20 protein-coding genes and 1 rRNA gene are annotated in these 24,147 nt (G+C 44.8%); 9 read left to right on the plus strand and 12 right to left on the minus strand.

Annotated features, from left to right (window positions below):
* The first annotated feature begins 89 nt into the window (after positions 1-89).
* Positions 90-203: ribosomal RNA gene (gene rrf, locus L1D50_RS10275) — 5S ribosomal RNA — on the plus strand.
* Positions 204-714: 511 nt separating this feature from the next.
* Here rrf and hemN read toward each other — a convergent pair.
* Complete coding sequence (hemN, locus tag L1D50_RS10280) at positions 715-2,085, minus strand: oxygen-independent coproporphyrinogen III oxidase (protein WP_128728902.1); 1,371 nt, start codon at positions 2,083-2,085, stop codon at positions 715-717.
* A gap of 108 nt (positions 2,086-2,193) precedes the next feature.
* On the minus strand, positions 2,194-4,224 hold the full coding sequence (locus L1D50_RS10285; protein WP_239965998.1) for a methyl-accepting chemotaxis protein: 2,031 nt from the start codon (positions 4,222-4,224) through the stop codon (positions 2,194-2,196).
* A gap of 127 nt (positions 4,225-4,351) precedes the next feature.
* On the opposite strand from L1D50_RS10285, the gene L1D50_RS10290 reads away from it, so the two are divergent.
* A complete protein-coding gene (locus tag L1D50_RS10290) occupies positions 4,352-5,149 on the plus strand; it encodes an NADP-binding protein (RefSeq protein ID WP_138522700.1) in 798 nt (265 codons plus the stop codon).
* On the opposite strand, the gene hutH is transcribed toward L1D50_RS10290, so the two are convergent.
* The 3 genes from hutH to hutC all read right to left on the minus strand — a co-directional run bounded on the left by hutH (position 5,141) and on the right by hutC (position 9,277).
* Positions 5,141-6,673: a histidine ammonia-lyase gene (gene hutH / locus L1D50_RS10295; RefSeq protein ID WP_138522702.1), complete on the minus strand. Its 1,533-nt coding sequence runs from the start codon at positions 6,671-6,673 to the stop codon at positions 5,141-5,143. The two genes, L1D50_RS10290 and hutH, sit on opposite strands and share 9 nt — an antisense overlap.
* A gap of 2 nt (positions 6,674-6,675) precedes the next feature.
* Positions 6,676-8,355, minus strand: a complete 1,680-nt coding sequence (hutU, locus tag L1D50_RS10300; protein WP_128728898.1) for a urocanate hydratase — start codon at positions 8,353-8,355, stop codon at positions 6,676-6,678.
* Between the two features lie 160 nt (positions 8,356-8,515).
* A complete protein-coding gene (gene hutC, locus L1D50_RS10305) occupies positions 8,516-9,277 on the minus strand; it encodes a histidine utilization repressor (protein WP_128728927.1) in 762 nt (253 codons plus the stop codon).
* A 111-nt stretch (positions 9,278-9,388) separates the two neighbouring features.
* Between hutC and hutI the strand changes: the two genes are divergently transcribed.
* Positions 9,389-10,612 (plus strand): imidazolonepropionase, encoded by a 1,224-nt coding sequence (gene hutI, locus L1D50_RS10310; RefSeq protein WP_239966002.1) that lies wholly within the window; start codon positions 9,389-9,391, stop codon positions 10,610-10,612.
* A 24-nt stretch (positions 10,613-10,636) separates the two neighbouring features.
* Positions 10,637-12,421 (plus strand): GGDEF domain-containing phosphodiesterase, encoded by a 1,785-nt coding sequence (locus L1D50_RS10315; protein ID WP_239965999.1) that lies wholly within the window; start codon positions 10,637-10,639, stop codon positions 12,419-12,421.
* A gap of 44 nt (positions 12,422-12,465) precedes the next feature.
* Here the strand turns inward: L1D50_RS10315 and L1D50_RS10320 are convergent, their stop codons facing one another.
* Both L1D50_RS10320 and rraA read right to left on the minus strand, forming a co-directional pair.
* Positions 12,466-13,521, minus strand: coding sequence for an arginase family protein (locus L1D50_RS10320; protein ID WP_128728896.1), 1,056 nt, complete (start codon positions 13,519-13,521; stop codon positions 12,466-12,468).
* A gap of 18 nt (positions 13,522-13,539) precedes the next feature.
* Positions 13,540-14,043, minus strand: coding sequence for a ribonuclease E activity regulator RraA (gene rraA, locus L1D50_RS10325; RefSeq protein WP_010607046.1), 504 nt, complete (start codon positions 14,041-14,043; stop codon positions 13,540-13,542).
* A gap of 158 nt (positions 14,044-14,201) precedes the next feature.
* Between rraA and L1D50_RS10330 the strand changes: the two genes are divergently transcribed.
* The 4 genes from L1D50_RS10330 to L1D50_RS10345 all read left to right on the plus strand — a co-directional run bounded on the left by L1D50_RS10330 (position 14,202) and on the right by L1D50_RS10345 (position 18,368).
* Positions 14,202-14,726 (plus strand): phosphatase PAP2 family protein, encoded by a 525-nt coding sequence (locus tag L1D50_RS10330; protein ID WP_128728895.1) that lies wholly within the window; start codon positions 14,202-14,204, stop codon positions 14,724-14,726.
* Positions 14,723-15,775: an MJ1255/VC2487 family glycosyltransferase gene (locus tag L1D50_RS10335; RefSeq protein WP_239966000.1), complete on the plus strand. Its 1,053-nt coding sequence runs from the start codon at positions 14,723-14,725 to the stop codon at positions 15,773-15,775. The genes L1D50_RS10330 and L1D50_RS10335 overlap by 4 nt, the downstream gene beginning before the upstream one ends.
* A gap of 105 nt (positions 15,776-15,880) precedes the next feature.
* A complete protein-coding gene (locus L1D50_RS10340) occupies positions 15,881-17,761 on the plus strand; it encodes a methyl-accepting chemotaxis protein (RefSeq protein WP_128728893.1) in 1,881 nt (626 codons plus the stop codon).
* An 88-nt stretch (positions 17,762-17,849) separates the two neighbouring features.
* Entirely contained in the window at positions 17,850-18,368 is a 519-nt protein-coding gene (locus L1D50_RS10345; RefSeq protein WP_138522706.1) for a GrpB family protein, read from the plus strand.
* Here the strand turns inward: L1D50_RS10345 and L1D50_RS10350 are convergent.
* The 5 genes from L1D50_RS10350 to priA form a co-directional block, all read right to left on the minus strand.
* A complete protein-coding gene (locus L1D50_RS10350) occupies positions 18,365-18,739 on the minus strand; it encodes a DUF971 domain-containing protein (RefSeq protein ID WP_138522708.1) in 375 nt (124 codons plus the stop codon). The two genes, L1D50_RS10345 and L1D50_RS10350, sit on opposite strands and share 4 nt — an antisense overlap.
* A gap of 49 nt (positions 18,740-18,788) precedes the next feature.
* Positions 18,789-20,117: an HslU--HslV peptidase ATPase subunit gene (gene hslU / locus L1D50_RS10355; protein ID WP_010607051.1), complete on the minus strand. Its 1,329-nt coding sequence runs from the start codon at positions 20,115-20,117 to the stop codon at positions 18,789-18,791.
* A gap of 11 nt (positions 20,118-20,128) precedes the next feature.
* Complete coding sequence (gene hslV / locus L1D50_RS10360) at positions 20,129-20,647, minus strand: ATP-dependent protease subunit HslV (RefSeq protein WP_010368932.1); 519 nt, start codon at positions 20,645-20,647, stop codon at positions 20,129-20,131.
* Positions 20,648-20,717: 70 nt separating this feature from the next.
* The gene (locus L1D50_RS10365; RefSeq protein WP_138522710.1) at positions 20,718-21,248 is read right to left on the minus strand and encodes an SPOR domain-containing protein; all 531 of its coding nucleotides are present in this window, start codon (positions 21,246-21,248) and stop codon (positions 20,718-20,720) included.
* A gap of 13 nt (positions 21,249-21,261) precedes the next feature.
* Positions 21,262-23,433 carry a primosomal protein N' gene (priA, locus tag L1D50_RS10370; RefSeq protein WP_239966001.1) on the minus strand — a complete coding sequence of 724 codons (2,172 nt, stop codon included), beginning with the start codon at positions 23,431-23,433 and terminating at the stop codon, positions 21,262-21,264.
* 214 nt (positions 23,434-23,647) lie between these two features.
* Between priA and rpmE the strand changes: the two genes are divergently transcribed.
* Positions 23,648-23,863 carry a 50S ribosomal protein L31 gene (gene rpmE / locus L1D50_RS10375; protein ID WP_010607053.1) on the plus strand — a complete coding sequence of 72 codons (216 nt, stop codon included), beginning with the start codon at positions 23,648-23,650 and terminating at the stop codon, positions 23,861-23,863.
* Positions 23,864-24,147 lie beyond the last annotated feature (284 nt).

The following is a 24,147-nucleotide window of genomic DNA, read 5'->3' on the forward strand; positions in this document are numbered from 1 at the left end:
ACCTCAGCGGTATCGCGAAATCGGTTCACCTTGCGCAAATGGAATGCTCGTGCGAGGCACGATGTCATTAGACATTTGCACCCAGATTTCCTGATGACCATAGCGTTTTGGAACCACCTGACCCCATGCCGAACTCAGAAGTGAAACAAAACAGCGTCGATGATAGTGTGGGCTTCCCATGTGAAAGTAGAACATCGTCAGGGCCTTATTAGAGAAACCCGTTGCAGCAATGCGACGGGTTTTTTGCTGTTTGGGGCATAGAGATTTGAGATATAAAACCTCGCGAGGTGAACTCGCTCCTACCGCCACATCAGCACTGAGCAGCGTGGTCGGAGGTGGTTTACCCGCCGAGCTGTTGGGCTTCTCAAGCAAAAAGAATAAAACATCCTATTTCGTAGCGAGCTAGGGCCTTATTAAAGGTCGATTAACAGCATTCATCCATGGATCTAATATCGACATTAGTACATCCATGTACGTCAAACCCGTTGCAGCAACGTTTGCTATGTGGGATTTGAAAAGAACATATCACAAGCAATCAACACATCGCGAGGTAAACTTGCTCCCACTACATCAGCACTGAGCAGTATGGTCGGAGGTGGTGTATCCATCGATTAGGATAAGCGAAGCGCTATTCGACAGCTCTGTTATCCAAAAACTTAGCCATTCGATATATCGAATGGCTAAGTTTGTTGTAACTTTGAGAGGGTAAAGTGGTTAAATAACGCGAGAGAAGCGGGTGTTTTTTACTTGGTTTTGTAGGTAGGCATCAAAACACATACAAATAATGCGAATAAATAAATTACCGCTACTGGTGACTTTTATGGTGTGTTCATTCAGTTCTACCAGTCCATCAGCAGCTAGCGGCTCTAGTGCGTTAAGTGCCTGAGCAAAATACTCGTCAAAATTTATATCATAGCGTTGCTCGAACACCTTTTTATCTAATTCAAAGTGACAAATAAGCTGTTTGATCACAGCCGCGCGTATTTCATCATCACCATTTAAGGTTATCCCTTTAGTGATCGCACATCTTTTATCACTTAAAGCCTGATAATAAAGTTTTAACTCTTTTTCATTTTGTAAGATCATATGACCTATTTGGGAAATGGATGACACACCAAGGCCCAATAGGTCGCACTCGCCATGAGTGGTATAGCCCTGAAAATTACGGTGTAGATGCCCTTCATTTTGCGCCATAGCCAGTTCATCGTCTTTTTTGGCGAAGTGATCCATGCCGATGAATTGATACCCAGCGGAGGTCATCTGTTCCAGTGTTTGCTTAAAGATCTCAAGTTTTTCTCCCGCACTTGGCATATCGGCTTCTTTTAGCTTTCGCTGTGCTGCAAATCTATCCGGAAGATGGGCATAGTTAAATACAGAGACTCTATCGGGAGAAAGCGCGATAAGTTGCTCAATCGTTTGCTTGTAGCTCTCTACCGTTTGGAATGGTAGCCCATAGATCATATCCATATTAATAGATTTAAAACCGAGCGTTCTCGCTTCAGTTAAGATGGCCAGCACTTCGTCTAGATGCTGTGGGCGGTTTACCGCGGCTTGCACTTCATCATTAAAATCTTGTACGCCAAAAGACACACGATTAAATCCAAGCTCATATAGATGGCGCATCATATTTGGCGCAAGTGATCTTGGGTCTATTTCAATACCACGTTGTGCACTTTGAGAGAAGTTAAATGCACTATTCAGCATTTCGATTAGACGTGTCATTTGCTCTGTAGTTAAGAAAGTTGGTGTCCCACCGCCTAAATGAAGTTGTTCAACACAATACTCAGAAAATAGCGGTGCTTTTGCTGCGATTTCTTGTGCTAAGTAATCGAGGTAAACGTCAGCTTTGGATTGATGACGAGTAATGATTTTATTACAGCCACAGTAGTAGCATAGTTGATGACAAAAAGGGATATGAATATACAGCGAGAGTGAGCGAGATTTAGAGCCTGTAATAGCAGCTTGTAATTCGTTTTGGCTGTAACCAGACTCAAGCGACAGGGCCGTTGGATATGAGGTATATCTAGGACCAGATATATTGTACTTGTTGATAAGGGAATCATTCCAAATAGGTAAATTAATCACGATACGCACTCTCGAGTTTTATTAGAGTATCAGTGTACTTTTTACCGTCTGGGTTAGATTTGCCTCAGATCAAAACACGCCGCGATTGCGACGTGTTTTAGTGTTTGATTAAAGCTTAAATTGGTTGACCGTTGAGTTCAGTGCCTTGGCTAAGTCGTTCAAGTCGCGGGCTTCATCTGCCAGTACATTGGCGTGGTTGGCAGTGCTATTAACGAGTTCATTTATTTGGTTAAGACTATTGTTAATATCTTCTGCAACAACGGTTTGCTGCTCTGTTGATGTCGCAATTTGATGACTCTGGTCTTGTACTGTTGTGACCGACTCTGTGATTTCTTTCAAGGCATCCAGCACGGCCTGAGTTTCCTCCACGGTCCCCTCTGCACGGTCTTGACCTTGCTGCATCATCACTGAAGCTTGTTGGGCAATTTGCTGTAAACGAGAGATCATATTGCGGATGTCATCGGTAGACTCTTGCGTGCGGCTTGCAAGCGATCTGACTTCATCAGCAACCACCGCAAAGCCTCGACCTTGCTCGCCCGCTCTGGCGGCTTCTATGGCAGCATTGAGTGCCAGTAAGTTCGTTTGTTCAGCAATACCGTTAATCACATCGATAACGGCACCTATGTTACTGGTTTCTTGTTCAAGTCCGGCAACCACTTTTGCAGCCTCACCAATATGAAGTGCAAGTTCAGTCATGACTTCTTGAGCTTGTGATGAACGTCCCGCACCTTCATTGGTAATACGTTGCACGACATCAGCGGCTTGGTTGGTCTCTTGTGCATTACGTGAGATTTCAGTCACTGTAGCTGCCATCTCGGTCACTGCCGCGCTTACGCTATCTACCTGTTCCTTTTCGCGCTGAATCTCACAGTTAGTATTGTTTGATACTTCACGCAATTGGGCGGAAGCATTACTTAATTGCTCAGCTTGTGCTGCGGTATCGAGCATCATTGCTCTAAGTTTATCGATGAAGGTATTCATATGCAGCGCGAGTTGACCAACTTCATCTTTACTGGTGATATCGATACGTTTAGTCAGGTCGCCTTCACCTGATGCGATGTCTCGCATGGTTTCGGTAAGCGCTACAATCGGCTTAGTGATCATTTGCGTGGCGAGTAAGATCATTGCCACGATAATGGCTAAGATAATAATCAAGGCTGTGATTGTGCTCATTACGGCGTCATTCACCGGCGCTTCGATCAGCGACACCGGAATGAGTAGGCCAACGTGCCAATTTAATAGGGGGTTGTCTAATTTTACATTGTCATAAACAACATAATACGCTTCCCCTTTGAACGTGACCGTACTATTGCCAACGGGGTTACGTTTGATAGCGGCATTCAGATCGTCAAAGCCTGATGTATTGGCAAACTGAGATTCAAGGCCATCTAAACCTTCTTTGCCTTTCTCGCCTTCATCAGTGGTAGAGAGTGAATGACCAGTACGCTTGGATAAATGCACAACATTTAAATCACCATCGAGCAAAAAGCCAAAACCTTTATCTTGAAATTTGATACGTTCAACCATATCGTTCAATTTATTGATCTGTAAGTCGACGCCACCCATAGCGACGAGTTTACTGCTGTTATTGTAGATAGGTTGACGGATCACTGCAGACACCGCACCGGTATTGATATCGGTTGCAATTGGACCGACATACAATTTACCTACATCAAGCGTATCTTGCCACCATGGGCGTTTATAAGCATAGTAAGGTCTGCCATCTGAATATGCTGAGGTACGATCATTTTCTTTAAAATATTCACCGGTGTTTGCTGAGGCAATAAAGGCTGAGAGAATATTGTCATCACCCTTGGCGATTCTAACTAAGTCTTCATTGACCTCTTGATAGTCTTTATCTTTAGTCAGATCGGCGCCACGAGTATTGTAATTTTCAAACCAATGAATGTTGTGAGGCGTAGAAACAAAGGTTTCAACTACTTTGCCGTATTGGCCAAAAAATGCTTCCATCGCTAATTTTTCGGCTTGAATATAGCTTTGCGTTTCTCGCTCAATACCATCTCGAGAGAGCGTTGCAATATGGCTGACGAAAAAGCTTGATGCGATAATTAATAATACGGAAATGGTGCCGCCAATTAGCAGCAATATTTTCTTTCTAAGGGATAAATTCTCAAGCATGACAGTTCTTATTTTTAGCTTATGCAAGCGGTAATCAAACCATAGATAAAAAGAGAACGCCACCGTTTGCGTTAACTTCTTTTACATAGATAATACAAGGTAACTTCCTGGTTAAGGCAATATCCATATGAAAGTATTAAATCATAGTTTAGTCGTACTGGGCGCGGGTTGGCTCGGTGCAGCGTTGTGTCGCGAAGCCGAGTTTCGAGGGTGGCAAGTCGAAGGCACCAGAACCCAAGCAAACAAGATGCATAGCTGGTCAAGGCAGCTGGTCTTAACTGAAAATGGGACTTTAGCGCACTCTATTTCTTTACACGACGCGTATTGGGTATGTGCGATCCCACCAAGAGCTAGGCATGTTGATAGTAACTATTTAGAAACGCTAGAGCAGGTATTGTTACTTGCAAAGAAGATGTCAGCAGCAGGCTTCTTATTGTGTTCGACCACTGGGGTTTATAGCACCGAAAATGGTGAGTATGATGAACAAGGTAAGTTAGCGGATAAAGCCAACAGGCGTGTTGATATACTTAGAACTGCTGAAGAGATGGTGCTTAACGCAGGCGGCAAGGTTGTACGCTTAGCAGGTCTTCAAGGTCCGGATAGGGAGCCTGGGCGATTTGTAGTAGGAAAGACTTTGTCTAGCTCAGCGAATGGTAGAGTGAATATGGTTCACCGGGGCGATGTTGTTACTGCAATCAATACCGTGATCGCGCAGTGGCAGGATGCTGCAGACATTTATAATGTTTGCTATCCAGCACACCCCACGAGACAGGCGTTTTATCAATATCACTGTGAAAAGTTAGGGAATGAGATGCCAAGTTTCGCTTCGTCAAAAGAGGAATCGCGTATTATTAAAGCCGAGCGTATTACCGAACTCGGCTTTGCCTACCATCATCCCATTGTTAATGAATCTGAGTTAGGCTGAAGGTAAGAGTTGTGCTGGTAGCAAGTGCGCCAGTGCAGCTTGACCCAGTAACGCATTAGCACTTTCAATATCCGGTGCAAAATACCTATCTTTGTCATAAAAGCTCACAACTGCACGTAATATTTGCTGAGCTGTAGCCACTTTATCGGACGGCTTAAGTGGCGCTCTAAAATCTAACCCTTGCGCTGCAGCAAGATATTCAACAGCGAGTACACCTTGGGTGTTGTCAGCCATTTCCTGTAAGCGCCTTGCCGCAAAGGTTGCCATAGAAACATGGTCTTCTTGGTTTGCCGAGGTTGGGAGGCTGTCAACACTGCCTGGATGTGCGAGTGTTTTGTTTTCAGAGGCCAGTGCTGCAGCGGTGACTTGCGCAATCATAAAGCCCGAGTTTACACCGCCATTGTTAACCAAGAAGGGAGGCAGTTTTGATAAGCTCGAATCAATAAGCAGCGCGATACGACGTTCAGCCAATGCACCAATTTCAGCAATGGCAAGCGCTAGGTTATCAGCCGCCATCGCGATAGGCTCAGCATGGAAGTTGCCGCCAGAAATAATATCCCCAGCATCAGCAAATACCAGCGGGTTATCTGTTACCCCATTGGATTCTACGAGGATCACCTCAGCGGCTTGGCGGATCTGGGTTAAACAGGCGCCAAGCACCTGTGGTTGACAACGCAAGCAATAAGGATCTTGTACTTTTTCACAATCAACATGAGCATCACTTATTTCTGAGCGAGTCTGTAAGATATCTCTAAACGCCATTGCGGTGTCGATTTGACCTTGCTGACCACGGACTTCGTGAATACGCGCATCAAATGGCGAACGGCTGCCCATAGCCGCTTCAATGCTCATCGAACCTACGACACAGCTTTGCGCATAAAGATCTTCAGCTCTGAATAGGCCTTGCAGTGCAAAAGCAGTAGATGCTTGTGTACCGTTAAGTAGTGCGAGGCCTTCTTTTGCAGCTAAAGTAAGTGGTTCAAGTCCAGCTATTTTTAGCCCATCGATGGCATCGATAAGCTCGCCACGATAGCGAACCTGGCCTTCGCCAAGGATTGGTAAACACATGTGCGATAGTGGGGCGAGATCGCCAGATGCTCCAACGGAGCCCTTCTTGGGCACACAAGGATAGACTTCTGCATTAACCAAGGCCGCTAAGAACTCAATTACATCCAAGCGGATCCCAGAGAAACCACGAGATAGCGAGTTGATTTTTAGCACCATCATTAGTCGAACGGTGTTATCGTCCATTAACTCGCCAATACCGGCTGCGTGCGACAGTACAATAGAGCGTTGGAGCAACTCTAATTCGTCTTTTGCAATTTTGGTGTTGGCCAGTAAGCCAAAACCCGTATTAATGCCGTAAACGGTGCGTCCTTCTTGGATAACTTGCTGAACGGTGTCTGCACTGTTAGCAATAGCGGTTTTCGCTGACTCGTCTAAGCTGAGATGAACAGGCTGTTGATTGACTTGTCGTAACGTGCTTAGAGTCAGTTGGCCTGGGATTAAATTCAGTGAGTACATACTTACTTTCCTTCCAGCATAGGTAAATCTAGTTTTTGTTCTTTCGCACAGTCTTTGGCTATGTCATAGCCGGCATCGGCATGACGCATTACACCGGTACCTGGGTCATTCCATAGTACGCGAGATAAGCGAGCATCTGCTTCGTCTGTACCATCTGCGACAATAACGACCCCCGAATGTTGACTGAAGCCCATACCGACGCCACCGCCGTGATGCAGCGAGACCCAAGTTGCACCGCCAGCCGTATTTAACAAGGCATTAAGTAACGGCCAGTCCGATACTGCATCTGAGCCATCCATCATTGATTCCGTTTCACGGTTTGGACTGGCTACAGAGCCTGAATCTAAGTGATCCCGACCAATCACAATCGGTGCTTTGAGCTCTCCATTTTTGACCATTTCGTTGAATGCTCTTGCTAAACGGGCTCTGTCCTTCAGTCCAACCCAGCAAATACGAGCTGGCAGGCCTTGGAATTGAATGCGCTCGCGCGCCATGTCTAACCAATTGTGAAGGTGTGGGTCGTCTGGGATAAGCTCTTTAACTTTCGCATCTGTTTTATAAATATCTTCAGGATCGCCAGACAGTGCAACCCAACGGAATGGACCTATACCTTGGCAAAATAGTGGACGAATATAGGCAGGAACAAAACCCGGGAAATCAAAGGCGTTATCAACCCCTTCTTCTAAGGCCATTTGGCGAATGTTATTCCCGTAGTCAGTTGTTGCAGCCCCGCGCGATTGCAGCGTTAGCATGGCTTGTACTTGCACCGCCATAGATTGTTTTGCGGCTTTTACAACCGCTTGTGGATCGCTTTCGCGAAGCGCGGCTGCTTGAGCCATAGTCCACGTTTGCGGTAAGTAGCCGTTTAATGGGTCGTGTGCAGAAGTTTGGTCGGTCACTACGTCAGGCGTGATATTGCGCTCAACCAATTCAGCATAAACATCCGCTGCATTGCCCAGCAGGCCAACCGATACAGGTTGTCCTGCAGCCTTCGCTTCATCAATGATAGCTAACGCATCATCAAGTGTGGTTGCCTTTCGGTCGACATAGCGTGTGTTAAGACGAAAATCGATTCGTGACTCATCACACTCAACAACGAGGGCGCTAAAGCCTGCCATAGTTGCTGCGAGTGGTTGTGCGCCGCCCATGCCGCCAAGGCCACCCGTTAAGATCCACTTGCCTTTTGCCTCACCATTAAAGTGTTGCTTTGCCATAGCTACAAAGGTCTCGTATGTGCCTTGTACTATGCCTTGTGAGCCAATATAGATCCATGAACCAGCGGTCATCTGGCCGTACATCATCAGGCCTTTTTTATCGAGTTCGTTGAAGTGATCCCAGTTAGCCCAATGTGGTACTAAATTTGAGTTAGCAATTAAGACGCGAGGAGCGTTGCTATGAGTTTTGAATACGCCAACAGGTTTACCTGATTGCACCAGTAAGGTTTCGTCTTCTTCTAAGCGGTCTAACGTTTCGACGATTTTATCGAAGCATGCCCAGTCGCGAGCGGCGCGGCCAATACCGCCATAAACTACTAGTGCATTTGGGTGCTCAGCAACTTCAGGGTCAAGGTTATTCATCAACATTCGCTTTGCCGCTTCAGTCAGCCAGTTCTTTGCGGTAATGTCTGCACCTCGTGGCGCGCGGATCTCGCGGTTAGGGTCTAATCTTGGGTTATCACTCATTCTGCTCTCTCCTGTTGTATATACAACCTAAGTGAAACGTCTACTAGTTGTTGCGATTGCTTAGTTTCGCTAGGTTGTTAGTCTATTTGTATTACATGGCAATCTAGGCCGCCATGTCGTTTTGATTTACCTGTCGCGATGTTTGGCGACACTTTATGTGTTACGACCTTTGCTTAAAGGTGAGATGACCACCTAAGCGATATTTACTGCCTGGCGAAATTAATCTCGCGAAACTAACAATGCCTTTTGCAGACCAAGTTCGGCGGATCATTTGTAAGCATGGTTCTTCATTATAAAGCCCAAGCCACTGGCAAACCTCTGGTGATGGCATCACTGCTTCAACGGTGTGTCTAGCCTCTGTGAGTGGTGCGACTTGAGATAAATATTCATGAGGGGTAGTCAGTTCAAAGTTTTGGTCTAAATACTCTGGTGCCAACTGCGGATTGACGAAGCGTTCTTCGACTTGCAGTGGTTGTTCATTTTCATTATGTACAATTACGCTTCTATAGACTGGTGCGTCCGCTTCTACACCCAGTGCAATGGCGATAGGCGCTACTGCCGCAATAAGCTCAAGCGTTAGTACGGTGCAAGAGTATTTGCCATTGCGTGCGTTGACCTCGTCGGCAATGTTGCGGATCTCAAGCAACGAAGACTGAGATTTAAAACTGGCAACAAAAGTACCTAGACCTTGGCTACGAGTTAAAATTCCGGCTTCGGTTAGCTCGCTCAATGCTCGTCTTGCGGTCATTCGGCTAACATTAAACTGGTCAGCTAACTCATTCTCCGACGGAACGCGCTCGTTCTCAAGCCAGCGCGCGGCGCGAATATTATCGATAATATGTTGTTTTATCAGCGCAAATTTAGGGAGCTCAGGCACAGTTGTTGTCTCGAGTTCATATTTATGTAAATAAAGATGGCACACTTCTCTTGTATATACAAGTATCCCTGATAGACTCAATGAATAAACCTCGCAGTGAGCGAGTTTCTTTTAATGTGTTGGCATATGGATTTGATTTAGATTAGGACAAGTATGATGTTAGAAGCCGATTTGCTTATTATCGATGTCAATATTGCAACTATGGATCCCAATTTGGATACTCCTTATGGTGCGATAGAAAACGCAGCGATTGCCATTAAAGATGGCAAAATTAATTGGTTAGGCCCTCGTAGTGAACTACCTGAGGTTGACGCCATTGCAACCCCTATTCATAAAGCCAATGGCCAATGGTTGACCCCAGGGTTAATCGACTGTCACACGCATATTTTATTTGCAGGTTCTCGGGCCAACGAATTTGAGCAACGATTACTGGGGGCGTCATATCAACAGATTGCCGCGCAAGGTGGTGGTATCGCAAGTACCGTTAAGGCGACACGATTAGCAGACAGAGAAACGCTGTATGTTAACGGTAAGAACCGCTTGAATAGTTTACTCAAAGAAGGGGTTACCACGGTTGAAAGTAAATCGGGTTACGGCCTTGATGTTGAAAATGAGCTAAAACTGCTAGAAATTAATCAACTCCTTAATGAGCATCACCCGATTGATGTGCATAGCACGTTCTTGGGCGCGCATGCATTACCCCCAGAATACAAAGACAATAGCCAAGCCTACATTGATTTAGTCTGTGATGAGATGCTGCCACAAGTTGCTTTGCGCCAATTAGCAACGGCTGTTGATGTATTTTGTGAGAACGTCGGATTTACCTATCAGCAAACCGAGCAAGTATTTACTCGAGCACAACAGTTGGGGTTACAGATTAAATGTCATGCTGAGCAGCTATCTAATCAACATGGCAGCGAGCTGGTGGCAAAGTTTAAAGGGCTTTCAGCGGATCATATAGAATATCTCGATGAAGCTGGTGTGGAAGCAATGGCGAAAGGGGATGTTACTGCGGTACTTTTACCCGGCGCCTTTTATTTCCTACGAGAAACGCAATTGCCACCAATTGACTTGCTCAGAAAGCACAAAGTAGCAATGGCACTTGCTAGCGATTTCAATCCAGGTACTGCGCCTTTGTGCTCACTGCGATTAATGCTGAATATGGCATGTACATTATTTCGAATGACACCGGAAGAAGCGCTTAGCGGTGTTACAGTTAATGCTGCGAAAGCCTTGGGGTTGAGCGACCGTGGAGTATTGAAAGTTGGAACGCGGGCGGACTTAGCGTTATGGGACATTGCCCATCCTGCACAGTTAAGTTATCAATTTGGTGTAGCGGACCTGTCAAATTTGTGGATCTTGGGTAAACTTAATCAGTAATGATCCTTTTATAAGCAACAAATTATGCTTTCATTTTCAACAGCTAGTGGCGGAGCCACGGAATTATTGCTGTCTGAAGGAATTGCGATACTAATTACACCGATGATGGCAGGTATGACCGGAGCCATTTTAATGGGGGTGTTAGCATTAATGCTACAGCGCCCCTCTGGTATGCTCAAGTTGGCCCACTTTAGCAGTGCAACACTTGCAATACTGCTCGCCTTTACGGGCAATATCACTACATTACATTTACTTACTTTGACGCTACTTCTGTATTTGTTCCATGGTCTGCAGGAGCATAAAAGTGGTTTGTTATTAATAAGTGCGGCGGCAATAATCACTTTGGTAATGTGGACTGTATCTGAATATCTGTGGGCGCTTCCTGCACAACATGGTGCAATTGTTATCCTATTTATGTATGTTCTTTTTCTTGCCTATCAAGCGTATAGCAGCGCAAGTGAATTTGAATTGAAAGAACACGATGATTCTCACACCGAGCATGAAAGTTTGGGGTTACCTGGACGGCAAAGCTTTAAACGTGCTTTTAATGAATATCGCCAAACGGAAGGGAGCCCTTGTATGCTCGTGCTTGTTCGTCTCATGGGCTTCGAGCAGGTGAATTTTCATTTAGGGCGTGAGTTTGGTGACTTGCTGTTGGCTCAGTCGGCTAATCGTATTGCGCAATGTTTGCAATCAGGTGATGTTATGGCCATCACTCATGGCAATGAAACTGCGAAAATGGCGCATCTAGGTGGTCTTAACTTTGCGTTTGTATGTTCGCTAAAGCATGGTAAGCACTTTCATGAGCAGCTGATAGAGGAAATATCAAACAGCACTTTAAAGCCATTCAATGTTGGTAGCTGCACGTTAGAGATCATGATGCGTGCGAGTTACGTGAATTGCGATGAAGAGATGGGGCAGCTTGAGAATCTGATTTCTTGTGTATTTTTAGCGCTGGATACACAATCAGAAGCACAACAGTATGGTCAGCAACAAGTTGTTCCCTACCAACAACGTATGCAAATTCATCGCTTGGAGCAACAGGTGAGGTTGTCGGAGTTAGCTAAAATCAACTTTAGATCTGAATTTGAGCTCTATTTCCATCCTGTCGTTCGTCATGAAGATAACAGCATTGAGTTTGTGGAATTACTGTTGCGCTGGCAGCATCCAAAGCAAGGGATTTTAAGTGCCAATGAGTTTATTGATGATATTCGTTTAGTTGGACTTGCCATTCCCGTTGCTGAATATGTACTAGAGCGTGCTTGCGAAATCGCATTGGCACTGAAAATGGAAGGGATCAGCGTTCCCATCAGCATTAATGTTTTTGGTGCTGAGCTCTTGAGCGAAAGCTTTATCGAGTTTATTGACTACACCATGCTCAACCATCAGTTAAGCCCTGGCGCTATCATTATCGAATGTCCAGCTTGTATGCTTGCAGAACTAGATGAGCAAGAAATTGCGATGATCAGTCGTTTGAAGAATTTGGGTGTAAAAATGTGCGTCGATAGTTTTGGTGATGCGCCGCTGGTGCTAGCTAAATTACCCGCACTGCGTTTTGAGTACGTGAAACTGTCGCGCAATATGACGCAAGAACCTGAGTATATGGGGCATACCAAATCCTTGGTAAAAGGCATTGTAGAGATGCATCAAGAAAAGCACTGTCGCGTGATTGGCGAAGGTATTGAATCTCTCGGGCAACTCGAGTTTGTAAAAAGCATTGGTACGGTGGCAGCGCAAGGGTTTTACTTTTCTCGGCCACAGAACAGCAATATTTTGATCAGCTGGCTGAAACAAAGGCTGCCTCAATAACTAGGAGCGACTTACCTTTACATAGGTTTTGGCTGCGACAGTGTTTAGCGCCTCTGTTGACGGGTACTTAAATAAGCGTTCGCAAGGTTCGTTAGTATTTGGCCGCAATGTTCAATACCCGCCTGCTCACCAAGTGGGTGTCTAGCCGGGGCTGCTTCACATAAGTGCAAATATTTAGCATTTCGAGCCTGAGCCATACGGTAAACAAAATATTCGGCGTCGCTACTTGTGAAGCCTTGATAGGTCAGGGCACTTGCAGGCATACCGACGATGGCATCAACGTCTAACTCTACGCCTAATGGAATGTCGCTTGGCATTGTTGCCAACGCTTTGTCGAGTGATGCAGATAAACTCTGAGTTTGTCTGGTTTTTATCGTTTGATAACTTGAAAACCCGAATCCAGCGCTTTGCAATTGAGTAAGGATTGTCTGGTTATTTTTGTGTTCATGCAAGCCAATGACATGATAATGAGACAAGCTACCAGCTTGATGCGCGTAACTGAATCCATTGCCGCTATGTCTTCCCTCACAAGCTCTAAAGTCAGCGTGAGGATCAAAGTTGATGGCACCTGCGGCACGTTTACTGGCCTCAAAATGTGCCTGCAAAATACCAAAAGCATTATTGTGACCGCCACCGATGATGATTGGCTCTAAGCCTGCAGCAAAGATAGGTACTAGGGTTGCAATCACTTGGTTGTCTAGGTCGGCACAGAGGGTGCGTAACTGCGCTAGTTGTTCGCTATTGGTGTTATCGAGCGATAGTGCGCGCGTTTGAATAGCATGGGTATCCACTTCGCCTAGCAGTAAAATCTTATCTCCCGACAAAAACTGGTTATCGGGCTGGTTTAAAAAACGTTTTAAGAAGGCTTGCCAACCAAGCTCGGCACCACCTTGCCCGCAATTGGCGCGCGGACCTATATCCTCGGGGATCCCCAACAAGACATAGCGGATCCCAAACTGGGCCGCGTCTCTAAGCGAAGCTGCGTAGTCATGATCACATTGTAAAAAGCTTATGCTTTGCCAAATTCTGGTTTCACCGGCTCTGGCGCTAACAAAAGTGGCAATATCGCTTTCATCATATATACGGACTGCTGTACTCATGACTGTTACTTCTAGTGCTTAATTGTCTTCGTTATCATCTTCTAAAATTAACTCTTCCGCAGAGATGATAATGCCCGTGGAGTCGGCGTAAACAAAATCATCTTCGTAAAAAGAGACACCTGCGAAATTAACGGGAATGCCAACTTCACCGCTGCCACTGCTATCTGCTGCCACTGGGATAGAAGCGATTGCTTGAATGCCAATATCGCTTTCTTCTAGTTCATCAACATGGCGTACCGCGCCGTAAACGATGATGCCTTGCCAGTTGTTCTCGACCGCCAGCTCAGCTAAATCAATATCAACCAGTGCACGACGAGTTGAACCACCACCATCAACGAGCAGCACACGACCGGTACCGTCTTGTTGTAGTACATCTTGGATCTGCTCATTGTTTTCAAAACATTTGACGGTAGTGATACGACCACTAAATGACGTCTGGCCGCCAAAATTGATGAACATAGGCTCTAGCACATCAACCACATCAGCAAAGTGGTCGCAAAGATCAGAAGTGCTGTATTCCATATTGAATCCTCGAATATTGATTGTCGATAACCAGTATACTCTCATACTTGTGCTTAGCAATGCTTTGATTCAACTTACATATTTGTGTCTTAAAAGTGTCACCCATTTGTTATTTTGCTCTTCTATGCTGATATTGTGAGCAATTAGGCGTGACTCGAATGATGAAAGCAAAACTAGCCGAGCTGGACGCTGCATTATACTTTGTAGTGTTTTGCCCTAAACCAAGAAACTGGTTTAGATTGATAGCATTAGGTCTATCCAAAAGTGGCAACGGTGGACTTTATGTGTTGGTCGCAATTGCGTGCGCTCTGTTTTTGGAGCAGCTAGGTCAGCAATTTGCACTCACCGTGATTTTGGCCTTTGCAATTGAAAGGCCGCTTTACTTCTATCTCAAAAATCGTTTTGCACGATTACGGCCATGTGACTGTTACGCGGTGAAAGCCTTGTTGACGCCGAGTGATAAATTTAGTCTGCCTTCGGGGCATAGTGCTGGTGCTTGGCTATATGCAACTTGTCTGATGGAGCAAATTCCACTGGCTGCATTTCCGTTGATGGTTTGGGCTTCAGGGGTGTCATTGTCACGCGTAATTGTAGGGGTACATTATCCACTTGATGTGGTGCTTGGTGCGGCAATGGGTGTTGCTTGTGCAAGTTTAGCGATAGTGATATTAGGAAGCGTATGAAAATACTATATGGTGTTCAAGGAACGGGAAATGGCCATACTACTCGAGCTCGGGTAATGGCAAATTGCTTTCGCAACATGGGAATTTCTGTTGACTACTTTTTTTCAGGGCGCCCTTCGGAAAATTATTTTGATATGCATGACTTTGGTGATTATCGTAGTTGCCGAGGGTTGTCATTTGTTACCGAGCGTGGCCAATTAAATCGTTTAAAAACTTTCCAATCGCTCAAGTTTGGTGAGTTTATCCGCGATGTAAAAAAGTTAGATGTATCAGGTTATGATCTGATCTTTAACGATTTTGAACCTGTCAGTGCATGGGCTGGAAAGCTGGCAAAGGTTCCGGTGATAGCTATGAGTCATCAAGCGTCATATTTATATGATGCAGTTCCACAATTTGCCGTACAGCCTTGGCATAGAGCTTTGATCCGTTATTTTGCACCAGCTGATATTCATCTGGGTGTGCATTGGCAGCCGTTTGATAAGCATATTATTCCGCCTTTTATTCCTTATGAGGCAGAGCAAGAGCAGTGTGCATCTATAATTAATAAAGTCCTGGTTTATCTGCCGTTTGAAGCTTTGGATAGCATTATTGAATTGTTAAAAGATTTCCCCGATAAGGAATTTTACTGCTATCACCCAGATGCCGACAACGCTTCGTTGCAACATATTCATCTGAGAAAACCAAGTCGCTCTGGGTTTATTCAAGACCTCAGAAATACCAGTGGTGTAATTGCAAATGCCGGATTTGAGCTTTCTAGTGAAGCATTAAAACTCGGTAAGAAACTGCTACTTAAGCCATTAGATGGTCAATTCGAACAGCAAAATAATGCACAGACGCTAGCCGAGCTTGGTCATGCCCAAGTAATGAATTACCTCAATGCTGGTGCGTTGGAAGAATGGCTGCGAACGGACGCGAAAGCATCGTTTTATTTTCCATCCGATCCCAGCTTGCTAGTGGACTGGTTATTAGGACGTCAATGGCACAATGTTGATTTATTGCACAGTCAACTTTGGTGTGGTGTTAATAACTTGTATGTAAAAGCGGCGTAAATATATTATTTTGTAATATGAACCCAGAATAATTACCTATTATGAGGCAAGGGCGGAAGGCTTCAGCTATACTTTAGCCAGTCTATTAACATTGTAGGTAAGCCGATGGCGGTATTAGAAAATCTGACTATCAGACGTCGTTTGCAAGTGAATGCATTAGTGGTAGGGATTGCCTTGGTTGTTATGTTAATTATGATTATGTACGAAGCTCGTACTATGCTGAAATTGAATGAAACCATTCAATATGCAGAAGAGCTCGACATTCATGAATTAGCAATGCGCAAACACGAGAAAAACTTCCTTTTTTACAAGCAGGTAGATTCACTCGATGAGTTTGAAAACGAGTATCGAGAGCTACAAACAAAGCTCGCTTTGTTGCAAGGTACTTTTTCTGATTTTGATGTCGATTTAGGTCGGATCAACGAATTTGAACGTTTAGCAAAAAGTTATTACGATGACTTTCAAAAAGTGGTGCAGTTACAAAAAACAATCGGCTTGCATCCAAAAGATGCGCTTTACGGTGAGCTTCGTGGCGCGGTACATGAGGTAGAAACACTGTTAAAAGAGCAGCAGAACTATCAACTCCTTTCAACTATGCTACAGCTTCGTCGAGCTGAAAAAGACTTTATGCTACGTTTTGATATCAAATACTTGAAACGGTTTGACGAGCTAGTTGCACAGTTTTCTCAGGAAATTCGTAGTGCTGGGTTTAACGCTCAATATCAATCTAAGTTGCTTAGCTTATTGAACACCTATCAATCCAAATTTGCGAGTTTAGTTAAAGCTCAGGAGACACTCGGCTTAGATTTGACGAGCGGTGCGCTAGGCAAGATGAAGGTAAGTGTTGAAAAAAGTGATGCGGTGGTCTCTGAAGTAGTGGAACAGGCAAAAGCAGAGATTAAAGAGAACGTAGATCAAACTCAGATGCTCGCCATTGGTGTATTTATTGTTGCAAGTATTATCGTGATGACGCTTGTGCTATCGACCAGTCGCTCAATTATTCAACCTGTAGAGCGTGTTTATCAAACCATTGAACGCATTCGCCGTGAAAATAATTTAAGTCTGCAAATTGAGCAAAGAGGCAATGACGAAATCACTATTATGACCCGTGATTTTAATAGCTTGATTTCTGACTTTAGAGATCTTATTGCGGATGTGAATGGGGCGTTGGCAACGATTAATGAAGCCACGGATCATTTAACAGAGACAACTGCTCAAACGAGCGCTGGTATGGCTGAGCAGTTGCACGAAGCGGATATGGTCGCAACGGCTGCGACTGAGATGCAAGCGACGATCCAAGACATTTCTCACAATACGGGTGAAGCGGCGCATAAAGCCGAGACAACGAATGAAAATGCGCAACAAGGTCGCCGTGAGGTCACTGCAACAATTGAGCACATCATGCAGTTATCGGAATCGTTGGGTGGTGCCTCAAACGTTGTTGCTCAGCTAGAGCGGGATGGTGAAACCATAGGCTCGGTATTGGATGTGATCCGTGGTATTGCAGAGCAAACAAATTTACTTGCGCTAAACGCTGCTATTGAAGCTGCGCGGGCAGGTGAGCAAGGTCGCGGTTTTGCTGTTGTAGCGGATGAAGTTAGGTCACTTGCGCAGCGTACTCAAGACTCCACACAAGAAATCGAAAGCATCATTTCTACACTGCAACAGCGTACACGAGAAGTAGTGAATATCATGGATCAATGCCGTGAGCAGGGTAATGAAAGTGTGTCGCAAGCTGAAAAAGCAGGGGAATTGCTCAGCATGATCACCCAAGATGTACAAACTATTATGGAAATGAGTACACATATTGCGACGGCAATTGATGAGCAGAACCAAGTTGCTTCTGAAGTGAACAAGAATGTAGTAAAAATCAGAGATATTGCACAGAGCGCTTCTGAGCATGCACACTCTAACGCACAAAGTAGTGAAGAAGTCGCAGAGCAAGCGCGCGTATTACACGAAGCCGTGGCTAAGTATCAGGTATAAACACCAATTCAATCTGAGGTTCTTTATATAAAAGCCCCACTTATTTATAGTGGGGCTTTTATTTAGACGCAAGAATGGCATCGCTTAAATGAATGCCAACATAGCAGTGGTAAGTTACAATTCGGATTGGCCGCACCAGTTCAACAAAGAGAAACAGGCGATACTCGCTCATCTACCCAAGGCAAATGTAGCTGCTTTACACCATATAGGCAGTACAGCGGTTCCAGGGCTATGTGCTAAACCAATAATTGATATGCTACTGGAAGTAAATGACTTAGATAAATTAGACATAGAGTCAGAAAAGCTGCGTGATTTAGGTTATGAGATAATGGGAGAGTTTGGTATTGCTAGGCGTCGTTATTTTCGTAAAGGCATAGTGTCTAGAACTCATCATCTGCATGCATTTTTAGCCGGTTCTGATGGAGTTAAACGTCATCTTGCCTTTCGTGACTATTTAATTACTTTTCCAGATATAGCGAGGCAATACGCTAAGGTTAAGCAAGAAGCTGTAAACGCCTGTAACCAAGATATGGAGAAGTACATTGCATTTAAGAATGGCTTTATTCAGTACCACGAGCAGCATGCATTGTTATGGAGGTTTGGTTAAGGCACAAACTTGATAGGTACGCTGTCCTTTTGGATTTGATACTTTTCTACCGCGTTTACGTATTCCTGCCACAGCGCATCGTGCTGTGTAGCTATGGAATATAAGTATTGCCAGCTGTAGAGCCCTGAGTCGTGACCATCATCAAAAACAAAGCGTGCAGCATAGTGTCCAACGGGGTCAATTGTCTTGATAGCGACATTCTGTTTGTTTAACACGAGTTGCTTTTGCGCTGGACTATGGCCCTGTACTTCGGCTGATGGTGAGTGAGTTCGCAAGAATTCGGCACTTAGTGTAAAGCGGCGGCCGTCCTCAAAATAAACATCGAGCACTTTACTGAGCGTATGATAATGAAGTTTGGTGACTTGATACATAATTGGTATAACTCAAAAAGCGGAGCTTTGCTCCGCTTTTTATTTTCATTTAGAGAATGAAGCGGCTTAAATCTTCATCCTGAACAAGCATGTCTAAATGCTGTTCAACGTAGGCGGCATCAATCGTCAAGGTATCACCGGCCTTTTCACTAGCATCGAATGAAATCTCTTCCATCAGCTTTTCCATCACAGTGTGAAGGCGACGCGCACCGATGTTTTCAGTTTTCTCGTTGACCTGATATGCAGCTTCAGCCAGTTTGGTGATAGCGTCATCGGTAAAGTCGATAGTAACGTCTTCTGTTTTAAGTAGCGCTTGTTGCTGCTCTGTAAGAGATGCGTTTGGCTCAGTTAGAATACGTTTGAAATCACCCGCAGTTAGTGCTTCTAGTTCAACGCGAATAGGTAAACGACCTTGCAGTTCAGGGATTAAATCCGACGGCTTGGCCATTTGGAACGCACCTGACGCGATAAATAGAATGTGGTCGGTTTTTACCATACCGTGTTTAGTGTTAACGGTTGAACCTTCGATAAGTGGTAGTAAGTCGCGTTGTACACCTTCACGGCTAACATCTGGGCCAGAAGATTCTCCGCGCTTACAAATTTTATCGATTTCATCAATAAACACGATACCGTTTTGCTCAACTGACTCAATAGCTTGCTCTTTAAGCTCTTCTGGATTAACAAGCTTTGCAGCTTCTTCTTCAATCAATAGCTTAAGTGCTTCTTTAATTTTCAGCTTACGGTTCTTTTTCTTGTCACCCGACATGTTTTGGAACATGCTCTGTAGCTGGCTGGTCATTTCTTCCATACCAGGAGGAGACATGATCTCAACATGAGGCGCCGTTTCTGCGATGTCGATCTCAATTTCTTTGTCGTCTAACTGACCTTCACGTAGTTTCTTACGAAATACTTGACGTGTTGACGAATTTTCATTTGGCTGAGACTCACCCCAAGCGTCTTTTGCTGGTGGCAAAAGTGCATCTAAAATGCGCTCTTCGGCGGCTTCTTCAGCGCGGAACTTGAACTTTTTGGTTTGTTGTTCACGGGTCAGTTTAAAAGACACTTCGACTAGGTCACGGATGATGGTTTCGACTTCTTTACCAACATAACCCACTTCGGTGAACTTAGTCGCTTCTACTTTGATAAATGGTGCGTTAGCAAGCTTTGCTAGACGGCGGGCAATTTCAGTTTTACCCACACCCGTTGGACCGATCATCAAAATATTCTTTGGTGTAACTTCTGCACGCAGCTCTTCATCAAGCTGCATACGACGCCAACGGTTGCGAAGTGCAATCGCGACGGCTTTTTTGGCTTTGTCCTGACCGATAATGTGTTGATCAAGCTCGTGCACAATCTCTCTTGGAGTCATAGCTGTCATGACGAGTCCTATTACAATTCTTCGATAGTTTGGAAATTATTGGTAAATACGCAGATATCGCCAGCGATCTTCAGGCTCTTTTCCACGATTTCTTTCGCACTTAAGTCGGTATTTTCAAGTAGTGCGGTTGCAGCTGCCTGTGCGAAGTTACCACCACTGCCGATAGCAATAAGGTCATGCTCTGGCTGCACCACATCGCCGTTACCTGTGATGATAAGTGAGGCGGTTTCATCGGCTACCGCAAGTAGGGCTTCAAGCCTTCTTAATGCTCTGTCGGTACGCCAGTCTTTTGCCATTTCTACGGCTGCTTTAGTGAGATGGCCTTGGTGCATCTCAAGCTTTGCTTCAAAGCGTTCAAATAATGTAAATGCATCAGCTGTACCGCCAGCAAAACCTGCCAGTACTTTACCATTGTATAGACGACGTACTTTACGTGCGTTGCCTTTCATAACTGTGTTACCAAGCGAAACTTGGCCATCACCGCCGATAACCACTTTGTCATCGCGACGAACACTAACGATGGTAGTCATAGTAATCCTTATTTGGGCCTGTGCCCGTGTAGCTCTAGATTAGTAGGAAATATGGGTAGACTTATAAAAATCAAGTCCAGCCCCAAATCCCGCAGCCAAATATCCCAACACGCTGCAACTTGTTTTTATCGCTCTCGGCTAAACGTTTGGTATCGTAGGGACCAAGACGGACACGATACCAGACACCGTTACTCCCTTCGGTACGGCGGATCTCCGCGATTAATCCAGCAAACGCAACTTTGGCTTTCATAGCTTCGGCTTGGCTATGGGTTCTAAATGAACCACACTGCATTTGATAGGGACCTTTGCTCTCGATCTCTTTAACTTCGACCTTGATTTCATGATTTTTAATTTCTTCAATAAACTCAGGTGGGCGAGGCTTTGGTTTAATAACCTTTTGCTCGGCAACTGGGTGCGGATTTTTGGCTTGCTCTACTTCTTTAGGATCGGCATTGGTTTTTATAAACCAAAGACCGTAGGCAAACCCACCGATCAGTAGAAATGCAAAAATAGCAGCAATAACAGGAAATTTCGCCGACTTTTCTGCCTTGTCTTTCCCCTTGCCTTTAGGTTTCTTATTGATGTAATCGTGCTGTGCCATAGGTTATTTGATTTTAATAGCTATCCATTGGATCAACATCTATGCTCCAGCGTACTCGATTGGCAGACTCATGCGTAGCGATATAGCGCGCGAGTTGCGAAAGGTAGTCCCGCAGCACAGTGCGTTGTTGTGCGTGTATATGTAATTGATATCTGAACTTTCCAGCTATTCGTTCAAGTGGTGCTGGAATTGGACCCAGCAATTGTATACCAGGATAGGGGGTAGCTGGAACCAAATCCGACAAAAAGCGCAATACTGTATTTATATTTGTTGCCTCGGCGCGGATGATAGCTAAGTGTGCGAAGGGGGGAAGCATAGCTTCTTCACGCTCTTGTAAGGCATATCGCGCGAAGTCGCCATAACCATTATTGATTAAATCTTGCAATAATGGATGTTCTGGAAAATGCGTTTGCAATAACACGGTTCCCGCTTCACCGGCGCGTCCGGCTCGTCCAGCAACTTGTGTAATGAGCTGTGCCATTTGCTCGGTTGCTCTAAAGTCGCAAGAGTAAAGTCCTGAGTCCACATCTAAGATAATAACAAGACTGACATCGGCAAAGTGGTGGCCCTTGGCAAGCATTTGAGTGCCGACCAGAATTCGCGCGCCACCTTGATTAATTTCTTCAAGGGCGCTTTCAAGGCTGCCCTTACGGCGCGTAGAATCTCGGTCAATGCGAGTAACGGGAATATCATCGAAGCGTTCGCTTAAAAAGCCTTCGAGTTGTTCTGTACCAAGCCCTGTGGGCATGATTTGGGTGCTGCCGCAATCTGGACACTGTCGCGGTACAAAGTCCTGCTCACCACAATGATGGCATACCAAGCGGTTCATGTTTTTATGGTATGTGGCGCTGGTTGAGCAATGTTTACAGGTATTAAGCCATCCGCATTCGTGACACATCAATGTGGGTGCAAACCCCCGACGATTTAGAAACACCATAACCTGCTTACCGCGAGCGAGTGTTTTTTCCATCCAATGTAAACTCATTGGTGAAAACCCGCCTTGTTCTGGCTGACCTTTCATGTCTACAAGGTGAAATTGGTTATCGTGCTGGGTCTGCGCTCGTTTACTCAATGTGACGAGTTGATATTTGTTGGTAATGGCTTTGTGTAATGTTTCTAATGCCGGTGTTGCTGTTCCCAAAAGCAAGGGGCAGTGTGCCTGATGCGCTCGAAATGCAGCGAGATCTCTGGCGTGATAGCGCAGGCCTTCTTGCTGTTTGAACGAGTTGTCGTGCTCTTCGTCAACGATGATCATGCCGAGATTTTGAAATGGCAAAAAAATGGCCGAGCGAGTACCGATGACCAAAGCGCTCAGACCCTTTTCGGCGCGACGCCAAGTATGTAGGCGTTCGTTATCGGTTAGGTTTGAATGCCATAAATCAATGGGCAGGTTATTAAAGCGTTTTTTGAAGCGGTTGACCGTTTGTGGTGTGAGCCCAATTTCAGGCACCAAGATCAGTGCTTGTTTACCCGCTTTTATTATGTTTTCAAGGCTCTGTAAGTAGACTTCGGTTTTACCACTTCCTGTTACACCTTCGATTAAAAAGGTACGGTAACCGACTTGCGCATTAACGGCGCTACAAATAGTCGCTTGCTGGTCGTTTAGGCGTGGCTTTTCGCCTAGCTGTAATTCGTTTTGCGACCAATCACTATCATGCTCAATAGATTGTGAGATAAGCGCTTTTTCTTCCAATGCTTTAATTGTTTGGCTAGCAAATCCGAGCGCTTTGAGTTCACTTAACTTTATTGCACCACCTTCATATAATTGAGAAAGCAGTGCTTGTTGCTTTTTGGCTCGCAGTGTTGGTAGTTTCTGCCCTTTTTCCGTTAATCTGACGATAGGGATCTGAGTTTTGTCTGGGCTTCCACCATCTCTGAGTACTGCCGGTAGTGCTGTGAATAAGGTATCGCCAATTGGATGACAGTAATACTGGGAGACAAAGTGTAAAAAGCTAAGTTGTGCTTGATTAAAGACAGGGTGCTCGTCCAACACCTCAATAATTTGCTTGAGTTTTTCTTTTGGTACATCAGTGTCGTCTTTTTTTGCAAGCGCAATTGCAGTGCAGCGACGGTTGGCGAAATTGACGGTGACTCTCATTCCTGCTTCAACTTGCATGGTTGGTGCTAGCAAATAGTCGAATGTTCGGTGCAGTGGCAGCTTTAAAGCTACTTCAAGAATGAGCATGTATTACAATTCCATAAAGTGAGCGCAGTGACGAAGTATATACCTAAGGTGGTACGAATTGAAAACGTACTCAGAGGCGGTGATAAAAAACTCTGAAATATTGCTTGTAGATTGTTCAGTTAGGCACTAAAATACGCGTCCACATTTTTGTATAACTACGTATGGTGCCAGACTTCGGGTTTGGAGAGCGATACGGCCTTAACTAGAGGTTGCTATGAAAGAAGGTATTCACCCTAATTACGAGACGATCACTGCATCGTGCTCTTGCGGTAACAAGTTCGAAACTCGTTCAACGCTATGTAAAGATATTCACCTAGACGTATGTTCTGCATGTCACCCGTTCTACACTGGTAAGCAGAAGATCCTTGACACAGGTGGCCGAGTAGATCGCTTTAACAAGCGTTTCGGTGCACTTAGCAGCAAGAAGTAATCTTGTTGGTCTAGTCGAAAGAAGCACCTTAGGGTGCTTTTTTTGTGCCTGTTTGAAAATACTTTCCCGATTTATACATCCTATTCTGCGTCAACAGACAGATTGTCAGTCTTCCCGTCTCATTGTGCCTTTTATTCTTCTAAAATAAAAAACTTGCCAGTTTGGCAGCAAAACTTTACTGATCTCTTGAGTAGAGTAAAAACTCTATTTAGTAGATAAATACTGAACATTTACGAACTTAAGTTGTGAAAATAATCAAAGCTCATATAGTAAATAGTATCAGG

The sequence above is a fragment of the Pseudoalteromonas sp. Isolate6 genome (genome assembly GCF_022398435.1).
In the GTDB taxonomy this organism is placed as follows: Bacteria; Pseudomonadota; Gammaproteobacteria; order Enterobacterales; family Alteromonadaceae; genus Pseudoalteromonas; species Pseudoalteromonas galatheae.